The organism is Kribbella sp. NPDC104218 (assembly GCF_055584105.1).
This window is the reverse complement of record NZ_JBVJMQ010000002.1, coordinates 463,215-476,359: the sequence shown is the minus strand read 5'-3', so window position 1 is coordinate 476,359 and position 13,145 is coordinate 463,215. Positions and strand designations below refer to the sequence as shown.

General features: G+C 70.0%; 15 protein-coding genes. 4 read left to right on the top strand and 11 right to left on the bottom strand.

The features are described from left to right. Positions 1–22: 22 nt before the first annotated feature. The 9 genes from ACZ6ZD_RS18205 to ACZ6ZD_RS18165 all read right to left on the bottom strand — a co-directional run bounded on the left by ACZ6ZD_RS18205 (position 23) and on the right by ACZ6ZD_RS18165 (position 7,383). On the bottom strand, positions 23–781 hold the full coding sequence (locus ACZ6ZD_RS18205) for an adenosylcobinamide-GDP ribazoletransferase (RefSeq protein WP_465673483.1): 759 nt from the start codon (positions 779–781) through the stop codon (positions 23–25). Then, complete coding sequence (locus tag ACZ6ZD_RS18200; protein WP_465673481.1) at positions 778–1,305, bottom strand: bifunctional adenosylcobinamide kinase/adenosylcobinamide-phosphate guanylyltransferase; 528 nt, start codon at positions 1,303–1,305, stop codon at positions 778–780. Before ACZ6ZD_RS18200 ends, ACZ6ZD_RS18205 begins: the two co-directional genes overlap by 4 nt. After that, positions 1,298–2,107: an ECF transporter S component gene (locus tag ACZ6ZD_RS18195; RefSeq protein WP_465673479.1), complete on the bottom strand. Its 810-nt coding sequence runs from the start codon at positions 2,105–2,107 to the stop codon at positions 1,298–1,300. Before ACZ6ZD_RS18195 ends, ACZ6ZD_RS18200 begins: the two co-directional genes overlap by 8 nt. Beyond that, a complete protein-coding gene (locus ACZ6ZD_RS18190; protein ID WP_465673477.1) occupies positions 2,104–3,714 on the bottom strand; it encodes an ABC transporter ATP-binding protein in 1,611 nt (536 codons plus the stop codon). Before ACZ6ZD_RS18190 ends, ACZ6ZD_RS18195 begins: the two co-directional genes overlap by 4 nt. Next, on the bottom strand, positions 3,711–4,799 hold the full coding sequence (locus tag ACZ6ZD_RS18185; RefSeq protein WP_465673475.1) for a CbiQ family ECF transporter T component: 1,089 nt from the start codon (positions 4,797–4,799) through the stop codon (positions 3,711–3,713). Before ACZ6ZD_RS18185 ends, ACZ6ZD_RS18190 begins: the two co-directional genes overlap by 4 nt. Next, the gene (locus tag ACZ6ZD_RS18180) at positions 4,799–5,491 is read right to left on the bottom strand and encodes an SCO2322 family protein (protein WP_465673473.1); all 693 of its coding nucleotides are present in this window, start codon (positions 5,489–5,491) and stop codon (positions 4,799–4,801) included. The genes ACZ6ZD_RS18185 and ACZ6ZD_RS18180 overlap by 1 nt, the downstream gene beginning before the upstream one ends. Before the next feature lie 67 nt (positions 5,492–5,558). Then, a complete protein-coding gene (locus ACZ6ZD_RS18175; RefSeq protein ID WP_171670497.1) occupies positions 5,559–5,771 on the bottom strand; it encodes a hypothetical protein in 213 nt (70 codons plus the stop codon). Then, the gene (locus tag ACZ6ZD_RS18170) at positions 5,768–6,778 is read right to left on the bottom strand and encodes an aldo/keto reductase family protein (protein WP_465673471.1); all 1,011 of its coding nucleotides are present in this window, start codon (positions 6,776–6,778) and stop codon (positions 5,768–5,770) included. Before ACZ6ZD_RS18170 ends, ACZ6ZD_RS18175 begins: the two co-directional genes overlap by 4 nt. Positions 6,779–6,792: 14 nt before the next feature. Then, entirely contained in the window at positions 6,793–7,383 is a 591-nt protein-coding gene (locus ACZ6ZD_RS18165; protein ID WP_465673469.1) for a DUF3043 domain-containing protein, read from the bottom strand. 166 nt (positions 7,384–7,549) lie between these two features. On the opposite strand from ACZ6ZD_RS18165, the gene ACZ6ZD_RS18160 reads away from it, so the two are divergent. The 4 genes from ACZ6ZD_RS18160 to ACZ6ZD_RS18145 all read left to right on the top strand — a co-directional run bounded on the left by ACZ6ZD_RS18160 (position 7,550) and on the right by ACZ6ZD_RS18145 (position 11,117). Then, positions 7,550–8,356: a PspA/IM30 family protein gene (locus ACZ6ZD_RS18160; RefSeq protein ID WP_465673467.1), complete on the top strand. Its 807-nt coding sequence runs from the start codon at positions 7,550–7,552 to the stop codon at positions 8,354–8,356. Beyond that, the gene (gene pspAA, locus ACZ6ZD_RS18155) at positions 8,353–8,628 is read left to right on the top strand and encodes a PspA-associated protein PspAA (RefSeq protein WP_465673465.1); all 276 of its coding nucleotides are present in this window, start codon (positions 8,353–8,355) and stop codon (positions 8,626–8,628) included. The genes ACZ6ZD_RS18160 and pspAA overlap by 4 nt, the downstream gene beginning before the upstream one ends. A 266-nt stretch (positions 8,629–8,894) precedes the next feature. Further along, positions 8,895–10,421 (top strand): sugar transferase, encoded by a 1,527-nt coding sequence (locus ACZ6ZD_RS18150; RefSeq protein ID WP_465673463.1) that lies wholly within the window; start codon positions 8,895–8,897, stop codon positions 10,419–10,421. A 99-nt stretch (positions 10,422–10,520) separates the two neighbouring features. Then, positions 10,521–11,117: an RNA polymerase sigma factor gene (locus tag ACZ6ZD_RS18145; protein WP_465673461.1), complete on the top strand. Its 597-nt coding sequence runs from the start codon at positions 10,521–10,523 to the stop codon at positions 11,115–11,117. 35 nt (positions 11,118–11,152) lie between these two features. On the opposite strand, the gene ACZ6ZD_RS18140 is transcribed toward ACZ6ZD_RS18145, so the two are convergent. Next, positions 11,153–11,524 carry a hypothetical protein gene (locus ACZ6ZD_RS18140; RefSeq protein WP_465673459.1) on the bottom strand — a complete coding sequence of 124 codons (372 nt, stop codon included), beginning with the start codon at positions 11,522–11,524 and terminating at the stop codon, positions 11,153–11,155. A 7-nt stretch (positions 11,525–11,531) separates the two neighbouring features. After that, positions 11,532–13,130, bottom strand: coding sequence for a right-handed parallel beta-helix repeat-containing protein (locus tag ACZ6ZD_RS18135; protein WP_465673457.1), 1,599 nt, complete (start codon positions 13,128–13,130; stop codon positions 11,532–11,534). Positions 13,131–13,145: the final 15 nt, after the last annotated feature.

Sequence of the window (13,145 nt, the reverse complement as noted above, 5' to 3'; positions counted from 1 at the left end):
GGCGGGCGGGGCCACGGAGCGGTCAAACGGTCAGTGCGAGCGCCAGAAGGCTGATTGGCAAGGCCAATTCGACGGTTGCACCCAGTACGTCTCCGGTTACGCCGCCCAGCGTCGTCCGGGCTCGTCGGACGACGGCCAGCGCTGTACCCACGCTCAACAGCACCGCCAGGCCCGCCGCCCAGCCCAGCGCGAACCATGTGCCCGCGGCAACAGCCGCAGTCACCGCGACGGCCGCCCAGGTCGGCACTGTCTCCGCAACGGTGCCTCCAAGCCCACCTGGCCGCGCTGACGGGACGCCGACCCGGCACGTCCACACCAGCGTCAGCCGACTGGCCACGGCGGCGACCAGGATCGCCTGCCAACCGAAGCCGGCGTCCACACACGCAGCCAGCGTGGCCACGTCGACAAGCAGGACGCCGACGATGCTGAGCACTCCGAACGGCCCGATGTCGCTCTGCTTCATGATGCGCAGCATCGTCTCGCGGTCCCGCCGGCTGCCCAGCGCGTCCGCGAAATCGGCCAGCCCGTCCAGATGCAGCCCACCGGACAGCACAGCCAGCACCAGCACCCCCAGCACGCTCGCCAGCAACCCAGCCTCCGGCCGCACCACGAGCACGACCGCAACCAGCCCCGCCGCCAACGCCCCGACCAGAGCCCCGACAATCGGTGCCAAGAGCATCGCTCGCCGTCCGACCCGCCCGTCCACAACCCGAGGCATTCCCGCCGGCAGAACCGTCAGCAATCCCACACCCAGCCGGACGCCGTCCGCCCACGCGCTCATGTGAGGGGGAGGGTGCGGCCGGCGATGGTGTAGAGGGCCTGGGTGGAGCTGAGTGAGATGGCGGTGTTGAGGCGGCCCATGAGGTCGCGGAAGAGCCGGGTGCCGGGGTCGGCGGGGACCACGCCGGCGCCGATGTCGTTGCTGACAGCAACTGCGCGGCGCGGGGTGGTCGACCAGGCCTCGGCGAGGGTGGCGATGCGGTCCTCGACCGCTGCGGCGCGGGCGAGGTCGGACCAGACGTCGACGGCGTCCATCGTGCGGGAGAGCCAGAGGGTGAGGCAGTCGATCAGGAGCGGTGGGCCCGGGACGGACAGCAGGGGGACCAGGTCGATGGTTTCGGCCAGGCCCCAGGACGCCGGACGGCGGGCCTGGTGCTTGGCGACGCGGTCGGCCCACTCGGCGCTGCCGGCGTCGTCTCCGCCGGTGGCGACGTACAGGACGTCCGGTACGTCGGCCAGCAGGCGCTCGGCCGCGACGGACTTGCCGGAGCGGGCGCCGCCGAGGATGAGAACGCGGTCAGGCATGTGGACTCCTTGGATCGAACACCACCGGCGCGTCGAAGGCCGCTTTGCGGGCGGTACGCCGAAACGCGTTCAGAACGGGCCGGCCGAGGAGGAGGACGAGGACGGCGCAGAGGACGCCGCGGGGGATGTCCCAGCCGAGGGAGGTGGCGACGACGAAGAGCAGATAGCGATGCAGGTTCTCGACCAAGGCGTCACCGGGGATGAAGGAGAAGTCGCTCCCGAAGGTCGCGTACGGCCAGAACCACAGGTTCATCACGAAGCCGTACACCACCCCAGCCACCAGCGAGTACGCCGCCAGCAGCAACAGCTCGATCCGGCCACCGATCCGCGGCAGCAGGCCCGCGAAACACCCCACCCACGCACAGGCGAACATTTGGAACGGCATCCACGGCCCGACCCCGCCGCTGATCAGCGCGCCGCCCAGCAACGAGATCGACCCCAGCACGAAGCCGAACCCGGCGCCGAACGCCCGTCCGGCCAGCACCAGCAGGAAGAAGCCCGGCTCCAGCCCCGCAGTCCCTGGTCCGAGCGCCCGCAGCGCCGCTCCGACCGCCGCCAGCATCCCGAGCAGTGACACCACCTTGGCGTCGATGCCGGACTCAGACAGCTCCGCCAGGACGACGGCCACCAGCAACGGCAGCAGCAACACGAACAACCACGGCGCGTCCGTCGTGTGCCCGATCGCCGACTCACCGGCCTGCGTCGTCTGCCAGAACAACGGCCAGGCGAACGCCACCACGCCAACCAGCGACGCCAACAGCAACGCAGCCGTACTACGCGGTCGCAGCCGGATCAGATTCACGATGCGCGCTCCAGCGCGGTCGCTACCTCGCCGACCGTCAAGAACGGCAGTGGCGCGAGGATCTTCGCCACCTGCGGTGCGAACGCCGGTGAACCCGCGACAACCGTCGCAGTCTCGCCGTCACTCACCAGCTCGCCATCAGCGAGCACCATCACCCGAGTGGCGACCTCAGCCACCATCTCGACGTCGTGCGTCGACAACACCACCGCGTGCCCGGCGACGGCCAGTTCACGCAGGATCTCGACCAGCCGCCGCTTGGCGCCGTAGTCCAGCCCGCGGGTCGGCTCATCGAGCAGCAACAGCGGGGGAGCCCCACACAGGACTACGGCCAGCGCCAGACACAACCGCTGTCCCTCGGACAGATCCCGCGGATGCAGCTCGTCGGAGACATCCGGCGCCAGCCGTGCCAGCAGCGCCCGGCACGTCCCCGCGGCCACCTTGAAGTCGGCATCCGCTCCGGCGCACTCGTCCGCGACAGTTGCCGCATACAACAGATCGGCCGGCTCCTGCGGGACCAGCCCGACCGCCTTCACCAGCCGCGCCGGTCTGGTCCGGCGCGGATCCGCACCGGACGCCGTGACCGTGCCCGACCGCGGTGGGACGATTCCGACCAGCGCGTTGAGCAGCGTCGACTTTCCAGCGCCGTTCCGGCCCATCAGCGCCACGATCTCGCCTGCCCGGATGCTCGTCGAGACTCCGCGCAGCGCGGTCACTGACCCGTATCCGACGACCAGATCGCTACACCGCGCCAGCTCCGCCCCGATGGTCGCCGTACGCCGAAGCGGCACCGCCCCGGTCAGCCGCGTCCGCAGCGCGCCGGCTGACCGCCGAGCGTCCCGCACCGACAGCGGCAGCGGCGACCAGCCAGCAAGTCGCCCAAGCTCCACAACCGGCGGCGCTACCGGCGCAGTCACCATCTGGTCAGCGGGCAGCCCAGTAGTCACCAGCCCAACCCCACCAGGCACTTCGATCACCCGATCGGCGTACTGCACCACCCGCTCCAGCCGATGCTCGGCCAGCACGACAGTCACCCCAAGGTCGTGCACGAGCCGCTGCAGCGCGGCCAGCACCTCCTCAGCTGCCTGCGGGTCCAGAGCGGACGTCGGTTCGTCCAGCACCAGCACAGCCGGATGCGACGTCAGCGCGGCACCGATCGCGGTTCGTTGCCGCTGGCCACCAGACAGTGACGTCAAGGCCCGATCCCGGACGTCGGCCAGCCCCAGCAGATCCAGCGTCTCCTCGACCCGCCGCCGCATCACGTCCGGCGGCGTACCGAGCGACTCCATGCTGTACGCCAGCTCGTCCTCAACAGTGTCGGTGACGAACCCGGTCAGCGGATCCTGACCGACGAACCCGACCACATCAGCCAGATCCCGCGGCCGGTACTCCCGGGTGTCCCGTCCGTTCACCAGCACCCGGCCGGTCAGCGTCCCGCCGGTGAAGTGCGGCACCAGCCCGTTGATCGTCCGCAGCAGGGTCGACTTCCCCGAGCCGGTACGGCCGATCACCAGCGCCAGCTCGCCCTCCGGCACGGTGAAACTCACTTCCCGGACGGCGGGCTCGGCTGCGCCGTCGTAGGTCACGCTCACCCGCTCGAACTCGATCACGCCGCCACCCGCCGTCCCTGCGGCGGTGCGGCGAGCGCCGGCACCAGCCCGACCAGTACGCCGAGCACCGGCAGCACCGGCACCGGCGGAACCACGAGCGGCCCGGCCAGCAGCAGCCCGTGCACACCACGCACCGCAGCGACCACCATGACGGCCGCTGCGACCGCACCGGCCGCAACCACCAGCCACTCCGGTAGCGCCCAGGGGTCAGGCCGGTAACGGGTTCGAGTGACCCGCTGGCGACCGATTGCGAGCGCACTGACCGCTAGGAGCAGCCCAACAGCCAGCGTCAGCAGGGCGAACGGAAAGCTCATCGCATCCGTCAGCAGTGCGTAGACCCCGAGCAGAATGCCCAGAAGCCCCAGCAACACGCAGAGCCCAGTGATCCGCCGCTGTCGCCGCGGCACTTGCGCAGTCCGCCCGTACCCGCGTGAATCCATCGCTGCGGCCAGCTCGACCGACCTGTCCAATGCGCCCTCCAGAACCGGCATAGCCGTCGTCCGGAACGAGCCACGCGTCCGCCCGCGCAGCCGCCGGGCCGCGCGAATCCGGCGCGCATCGGTCACCAACTGCGGTGCGAACGTCAGTGCGACCACGCAGGCGACACCCATCTCGTAGAGGGCCCCTGGCAACGACTTCAGCAGCCGCCGGGGGCTGGCCAGCGCGTTCGCCGCGCCGATACAACACAACATCACCGCCAGCTGACCGCCGTCGTACAGGGCGGTCACGACGGCCTCGGCAGACACCTCACCGCCGAGCTTCACCCCGGCGGCCCAGTCGGGTAGCGCGAGCTGCGGCAGTGTGAACAGCACTGTCGGACCCTGCGAGCGCGTCGACAGCAGCGCCTGCAGCACGACGCGGATCCCGATCACGACCAGCCCGAGCTTCAGGAACGCGGCGTAGCTGTTCGCCCAGGGCGCATCCGTCCGCCGGGCCGCGACCACGAATCCGGTCACCGCGAGGATCATCAGCAGCAGCACGGGATTCCGCGTCCGGCTCGCCGCGACGGCCATCCCGAGCGCCCACAACCACCAGGCCCCCGGGTGCAGCGCCCGGGGGAGCGTCAGGCGATGGACAGCACGCACTACTCGCTCGAGCGCCGACGGCGGACCAGAGCGAATCCACCGACCACCAGAAGGGCGATGATCCCGGCGCCGACCGCCAGCGACCACCAGACCGTGTTGTCCTGGGAGTCGTCCGGCACGGACGGCGAGGGCGCGCTCGACCCGACGGCCGCGCCGATCTCCAGCTGGACCGGGGCGTCGGTGGCCGGGACGTTGATGTTCTTCACCTGGTCGCCGCACCCCTTGCTCGGGTAGCCGTCGATCCCGCAGGTGAGGCCCTTCTCGATCCGGGTCGGAGCGATCGCCGCCAGGATCTTCGCGCCGTTGGACGCCGAATCGGTCACCACGCACGTCCCGGTCGCGGCCGCGGGCCGTTCGCCGGGCAGCGCATCCGCTTCGGTGCCTCCGTCGACCACAACGGCCACCCGCTTCTTCCCGGCCTCAGCCGGGGTGCTGCCGCAGATCTTGGCGAAATCGCCGTCCGCCCGCGGAACGCGCGGCTTCATGCCGCCCACGGCGTACCGCCAGCCCTCCACGGACCCGTCGGCCGGGACGACGACGTCCGCGCCCTTCTGCGCGAACGCCCACTGCCCGCCGCTCCACTGGTAGTAGCCCCAGAAGCGATACCCGTCCTCGGCATGCGCCTGCGTCGCACCGGCCCCCGCAAGCACCAGCCCGGCCAGCACACTGAACAGCACCCGTCGTAGCGTCACGGCCGCAGCTTAACAAGCAGTAACCGGTACGACGCCGCGTAACGGCGTCGCACCGGTCACAGGGAATTCAGTCGGTCGTCTCGGCCAGGCTCATCGGGCCGTAGACCTCACGGCCGTCCTCGAGCAGGAAGACCTGGCCGACGCCCTTCTCGGCCAGCTCGCGCCAGACCTCGCCGAGCCAGCTCTCCGCGTCGCCCTGGGCGGAGAACTCCGTGCCGCCGACCTCACTGGGGTCGACGACGGCGCCGCTCGCGGTCTCGAACCGCCACACCCAGCTCATCGGCCCGGCCGGGTCTGCGGGGAGTTCTGCGCGGTCTTGGCCGGGTCGCGCTCGACGATCCCGCCGAGCACCTCGTCGATCCGCTTGAGCACGGTCTCCTCCAGCCGGACGCCGGCCGCCTTGACGTTCTCGGCGACCTGCTCGGGCCGGGAGGCGCCGATGATCGCGGAGGCGACGTTCGGGTTCTGCAGGACCCAGGCGACGGCCAGCTGGGACAGCTCCAGCCCGGCCTCGGCCGCGACCGGCTTCAGCTCCTGGACGCGGGACAGGACGTCGTCGTTCAGGAACCGCTTGATCATGTTCGCGCCGTTGGCGTCGGTGGCCCGGGAGCCCTCCGGCGGCTGCGCGCCCGGCAGGTACTTACCGGTCAGCACGCCCTGCGCGATCGGGGAGAAGACGATCTGGCTGATCCCGAGCTCCTCGGACGCCGGGACCACCTCGGCCTCGATCGTGCGCCACAGCATGCTGTACTGCGGCTGGTTCGAGACGAACGGGATCCGCAGCTCGCGGGCCAGCCGGTGGCCCTCGCGCAGCTGCTCGGCCGTCCACTCGGAGACGCCGATGTAGAGCGCCTTGCCCTGGCGGACCACGTCGGCGAACGCCTCCATGGTCTCCTCGAGCGGCGTCTCGGTGTCGAACCGGTGCGCCTGGTAGAGGTCGACGTAGTCGGTCTTCAGCCGCTTCAGCGAGGCGTTGACCGACTCGTGGATGTGCTTGCGGGACAGGCCGACGTCGTTCGGGCCGCCGGGGCCGGTCGGCCAGTAGACCTTGGTGAAGATCTCCAGCGACTCGCGCCGCTCACCGGCCAGCGCGTCGCCGAGCACGCTCTCCGCCTTGGTGTTGGCGTAGGTGTCGGCGGTGTCGAACGTGGTGATGCCGGCCTCCAGGGCCGCCCGCACACACGCCGCCGCCTGCTCGTTCTCCACCTGGGAACCGTGCGTCAGCCAGTTCCCGTAGGAGATCTCACTGACCTTCAAACCACTGTTGCCGAGATAGCGGAAGTCCATACCCCGACCCTACGTCAGGACGGCTTCTCGCCGCGCTTGACGAGCGGCTTGGGCAGCCGCCAGCGGCGCATCTGCATGGTCCGCCGGACCGCGTAGAAGCCGATCCCCTTGGCCGACTCGTTCGGGAACTTCGTCCCGACGGCCTTCTTCAGCCCGGCCGAGAGCAGGAACCAGTCGCCCGCGATCAGCAGGATCATGCCGAGGAAGAACAGGTTCACCACGCCGGCCAGCCAGATGAACTGCTGGGAGAACACGACGCCGACCAGCGAGACCACCAGCAGCACCGGCAGCGCGAACTCCATCACCGAGTAGCGGGCGTCGACGTAGTCGCGGGCGAACCGGCGGATCGGGCCCTTGTCGCCGGCCGGCAGGTACCGGTCGTCGCCGGTCTGCATCGCGGCCTGCATCTTGGCGCGCTCGGCGCGGACCTTGTCCCGGCGCAGCGCCGCGGCCTCTTTCCGGTTGCGGGGCTTCTTGAAGGTCGCCTTGCGGGCGGCCTCGGCCTCCTTGCGCGACGGCGTCGGCCGTCCCTTGCCGCCCGCCTTGCCCTGGGGCTCGGCGGGTACGGTGTCAGTAGTTGTATCGGACTTGGTACGACGGAACACGGGGTCTGAACCTCATTCGGCAGGGCAGTCGCGACTCGGGGTGGTCCCCGGAACTAAACACCACTTTATCCGGGCCGGTCCTGATGGTGTGGGGACCCATAGGGACATAGGGTGGATGACACGCACGCCGGGTCGACGGGCCGGCGCAGAAGGGGTACGGATATCGATGAGCATCTTCAGGCGAGTGTCGACGATCTTCAAGGCCAAGGCGAACTCCGCCCTGGACAAGGCCGAGGATCCTCGCGAAACCCTTGACTACTCCTACCAGAAGCAGCTGGAGCTGCTGCAGAAGGTGCGCCGCGGCGTCGCCGATGTGGCCACCAGCCGCAAGCGGGTGGAGCTCCAGGCGTCCCAGCTGCAGTCGCAGTCGGCCAAGCTGCAGGACCAGGCGCAGAAGGCGCTCGGGATGGGTCGTGAGGACCTGGCCCGGGAGGCCCTGACCCGCAAGTCCGCGCTGCAGGGGCAGATCGACGACCTGACCACGCAGCACGCGCAGCTGCAGGGCGAGGAGGAGAAGCTCACGCTGGCCTCCCAGCGGCTGCAGGCCAAGGTCGAGTCCTTCCGGACCCGTAAGGAGACCATCAAGGCCACCTACACCGCGGCCGAGGCGCAGACCCGGATCAACGAGGCCTTCTCCGGTATCTCCGAGGAGATGAGCGACGTCGGCCTGGCCGTGCAGCGCGCCGAGGACAAGACCCAGCAGATGCAGGCCCGGGCCGGCGCGATCGACGAGCTGCTCGCCTCCGGCGCGCTCGACGACGCCTCCGGCACGCAGAAGGACAGCATCACCCTGGAGCTGGAGCGGATGTCGTCCACTTCCGGCGTCGACGACGAGCTGGCCGCGATGAAGGCCCAGCTCGCCGGGGGCAGCACCCCCAAGCAGTTGTCCGGTGAGGCCGCGACACCCGCTCAGCAGCCAGTGCAGCAGCCGGCCGCGGAACCGGCCCGACCGCAGGACGGAGACGTTCGATGATCGTTCGCATCATGGGTGAGGGCCAGTGGCAGCTCGCCGACGAGAAGCTCGACGACCTGAACGCGGTCGACGGCGACCTGGAGAAGGCCGTCTCGGCCGGTGACGAGGAAGGCTTCCGGACGGCGTTCGCCGCCCTGCTCGACTTCGTCCGCTCGGGTGAGAAGGTGCCGGACGAGGTGCTGCACGACTCCGACGCGATCCTGCCGCCGAGTGACAGCTCGCTGTCGGAGATGCGCGAGCTGATCAGCGGCGACGGCCTGATCGCCGGCTGATTCGGCACCGACCCCTGCGCGAGCGCCCGTTCGGGTGATTTGCGAGACCCCCGGGACCGGAAACGGTTCTCCCGGGGGTCTTGTCGTTTCCTTCGGGGCCCGGCCGATGACGCGCGGGTAAACACTCGCGATCAATACTGTCGGTGGCGGGATCGACGTAGTACTCTCGTGCCCACGCCGTTGTGGGGGCGGCGTTTGGACGAAGTCCGTGACGGGGAGTGGGTTGGTCGCGGGGTTCGCTGTTCACCTGTGGGGGGTGACTGTGCGTGACTGAAATTGTCATGTCCGAAGGTTTGGCCGAACCGGCCGATCTTCGGCCGGCGACTTCGGGGGAACGTCGTCGGCCGGTCTGGGTAGTTCCGGACGAGGTACCGGCGGTCGTGCCGAGGTCGGCGCGTTTCACCGAGGCGCGCTGGGTGGCGAAGTACCGGTGGGCCGCGCTCGCCGGGGACCTCGCGGCCGCGCTGATCGGGGTGTCGCTGGCGCTCGTCGGCCGGTTCGGGGCCCAGATCAACCTCGGCTACGTCGTCCTCGGGGCGATCCTGCCGATCGCGTGGCTGGGCTGTGTGGCGCTGGCGCGCGGCTACGAGAGCCGCTACTTCGGCACCGGGCCGGAGGAGTTCCGGTCCATCATCCGGGCGGCCGTCGGGCTGACCGCGGCCGTCGCGATCACGTCGTACGCGACCAAGAGCGAGGTCGCGCGCGGCTTCGTGCTGCTGGCGGTGCCGATGACGTGTCTGGCGGCGATGTTCGGCCGCTGGCTGCTGCACCGGCAGATCTCCTGGCGGCGGTTCGCCGGGCGCTGTATGCGCCGGGTACTCGTCGTCGGGCGCAACGAGCAGGTGACCACCTTGCGGCGGCATCTGGAGGAGCGGCCGGCCGACGGGTATGTCGTGGTGGCGACCTGCCTGCCGCGCGGTGACGCGTTCGAGGAGCCGGAGCCCGAGCGGCTGGGCCGGACCGAGATGGACATCCTGGCTGGTGTCGACCAGTACGACGTGGACGTCGTCGCGGTCGCCGCCGACCCCGAGCTCACCGGCCATTCGCTGCGCAAACTGTCCTGGGCGCTCGAGCAGCGGGGGGTCGAGCTGATCGTCTCCCCAGGGATCGTCGAGGTCGCCGGTCCGCGGATCTCGATCCGGCCGGTGGCCGGGTTGTCGCTGCTGCACCTGGAGCGGCCGTCGGTCAGCGGCGGTCCGCACCTGCTGAAGAGCATCTTCGACCGGGTGGTCGGCGGTCTGCTGCTGATCGCCGTCGCGCCGATCCTGCTCGTCGCGGGTCTGCTGGTGAAGCTGACCAGCCGGGGGCCGGTGCTGTTCAAGCAGACCCGGGTCGGCCGCGGCGGGGCGCAGTTCCCGATGCTGAAGTTCCGCACGATGGTCGCGGACGCCGAAGCCCGCAAGGCCGAGCTGGTCGCGCTGAACGAGGGCAACGGGATCCTCTTCAAACTCCGCGACGACCCGCGGGTGACCAAGGTCGGCCGGTACCTGCGGCGGTTCTCGATCGACGAGCTGCCGCAGCTGATCAACGTCCTGCGCGGCGAGATGTCCCTGGTCGGCCCGCGGCCGCCGCTACCCGCCGAGGTCGCGCAGTACGCGATCGACGACGCCCGCCGGATGCTGGTGAAACCGGGTCTGACCGGGTTGTGGCAGGTCAGCGGACGCAGCGACCTGACCTGGGAGGAGTCGATGCGGCTCGACCTGCGGTACGCCGACAACTGGTCGATCGCGCTGGATCTGCTGATCCTCTGGAAGACCGCCCGCGCCGTCCTGGGTAGTGACGGCGCCTACTGACAACCCTCCGCGCGGCCGATGGGGGTCGGCCGATGCGGATCAGCAAGCACGCACGGGCGTGCGACGACACTTTGCGGTGCATTCCCGAGGGGGGAATTCATGGTGCAACACCTCAGTGCCGAGTCCGGTACTGATTCCGAATCGACGACGGCTGCCATGCGGTCCGAGGCCGCGACCCTGGTGATCCAGGCCGCGTCCGGGGACCAGGGGGCGTGGAGCCGGCTGGTCGACCACTATGCGCGGCTGGTCTGGGCCGTCACGCGCAGCTTCCGGCTCAGCGACAGCGATGCCGCGGACGTCTCGCAGGTGGTCTGGCTGCGGCTGCTCGAGCACATCCACCGCGTCGACCCCGAGCGGGTCGGCGCCTGGCTGGTCGTCACCACGCGGCGCGAATGCCTGCGGGTGCTGGCGTTCCGCAAGCGGGTGCTGCTCACCTACGAGTCGGCGGCCTTCGAGGAGGTCTCCGGTGACCAGCCCGAGCTGGACGCCGACCTGATCGCGCTCGAGCGGGCGGCCGACGTCCGCGAGGCCCTGCAGCAGCTACCGGATCGCTGGCAGCAGCTGCTCGGCATGCTGATGGCCGACCCGCCCGCGCCGTACGCCGAGATCTCCAAGCAGATCGGGATCCCGATCGGCAGTATCGGCCCGATCCGCGGCCGCTGTCTGGACAAACTCAGACTGCTGCTTGCCTCCTGAGGCAGCAGAACTACGAGGCGCCCGGCGCCGCACCGTCAGAGCATGATCCAGGCGGTGCGGACCGGGCGCCGAGTGCTGTTCGGCCAGCTGAGCAGGAAGCTGACCAGCCGCGCCGTCCCGGCGTCGCTGCCGCGGGACTCCACCGCCACCGGCCCGGCCGGCGACACCCGGAGCTCCACGGTCAGATCGGCCTGCCCGTGGACGTCGACGTCCAGCGTGATGCCGTGGCCGACGAACCGCAGCCGCCGCTCGTCGCAGCGGCTGTCCGGCGCGTCGACCAGGCTGTCGTAGATGACGTCGAGGACGTCGAGACCCTGCTCGTGCCGGCCGAACGCGGCATAGCCGACCGAGCGCAGCAGAGCGATCTGCGTACCGGTCGGGCCGAGCTCGGGGGGCGGCAGGGTCATCGAGGGCTCAGCGCTCCCCGGCGATCTTGATGACGCTGTCCTCGTCCTGCCCGTACGGCGCACCCTGCCAGGCCGCCCAGTTCACCGAGTTGCCCTGCTCGTGCACGTTGAAGTTCCACGGGCCGCTGTAGGTGTTGGCGTAGAACTTGTTGGCCTGCTTGAAGGTGATCGCGTCCTCGATCGTCCGCGCCTGGTACGGCGACCAGTCCGGGAACGTGCCCCAGTTCGAGAAGATGCCGTTGTAGCCGCAGCCGCTGCTGGACGAGCACTTGTCGCCGAGTTTGTCCGGGTTCAGGTTGAAGGTGTTGCCGTGCACGCGAACGTTCTGCGTCTTCCAGCGGCAGTCGCCGAGGTAGGGCTGCTTGGAGATGTTCTGCGCGTTGCATGACTTGATCGTGACCACCGACGGGTTCACCAGCGTGCCGGAGCCGGTGCTGGTGTTGGCCGGTGAGCCGGCGAACCGGTCGGCGTTCTCCCACAGGATCACCCCGGACCAGTTGTCGGTGAAGACGTTCTCGGTCACCTCGAACGCGTCGCCGTACAGCCCGGCGACCCGCTTGTCGGCGCCGGACTCGGAGATGTAGACCGCCGGGGCCGGGAAGCCCTCGTTCAGCGGGCCCTTGCCGAGGCCGTTGCGGATGAACGCGTTGCGCCGGATCATCGCGTTGTAGCTGGTCTCGTAGATCAGCCCCTCGGCGTAGTTGCCGGAGATGTAGTTGTCCTCGATCGTGAACGCCGAGTTGTTGGTGTCGGCCCAGATCCCGGCGCCGTGGTTGTCGTGGATCCAGTTGCCGCGCACGTTCGCCCCGGCCACCGCCCAGAACTTCCCGCCGCCGGTGCAGCCGCAGCCGGCCCGCAGGTTCTCCCAGTCGTCGGTGTTGTTCCCGGTGATCTCGTTGCGCTCGACCGTGACGGTCTGGACGCGGTCGGGGTGGTAGGCGTTGAAGCCGTACTGGCCGTTGTCGCGCAGGCAGTTGCCGCGGATGGTGTTGTTGCTGCCGATCATCAGCCCCGCACCCGCGTTGCGCTGGATGGTGTTCGCCTCGAGCGTCCAGCCGGGAGCGGAGTTGTGGTTGACGACGCCCTCGTCGTTGTTGCCGCGCGCCTTGCCGAAGTTCTGGATGGTCAGGTGGCTGATACTCACCTTGGCCGCGTAGCCGGTGAAGGCGTACTTGTTCTTGTTACCGCCGTCCAGGATCGCGCCGGGCGCGCCGATGTACCGGTTGCCCTCCTTCGGGATCACCTGGACGAACTCGCCGTCGCCGAGCCGGTGCGTGCCGGGGGCGAGCCAGAACGTCGTCCCGGCCGGGCGGGCGGCGGTCAGGTCCTGCAGGTTCTGCGCGGTGGTCACCGAGACGGCGCCCGGGGGCGGGGTGGCCGGGCCGCTGAGGGCCTGCAGGTTCCCGCAGATCGTCACCGGCGGTTTGGTCGGAGCGGTCTGGGCCTTGGCCGGCGTGGTCGTCGTCCCGCCGGCCCCGCCGCCGACGCGGAGCGTGTCGCCGCCGGTCAGCAAGGCGGCGGTCGAGACCAGCGCGACCAGGGCGACCGCGCTCCCGCCGACGAGGAGGCGTCGGGAGCGGTACCACCGGGATGTGCGCTGTTCCATGATTCTTCCTTCGGG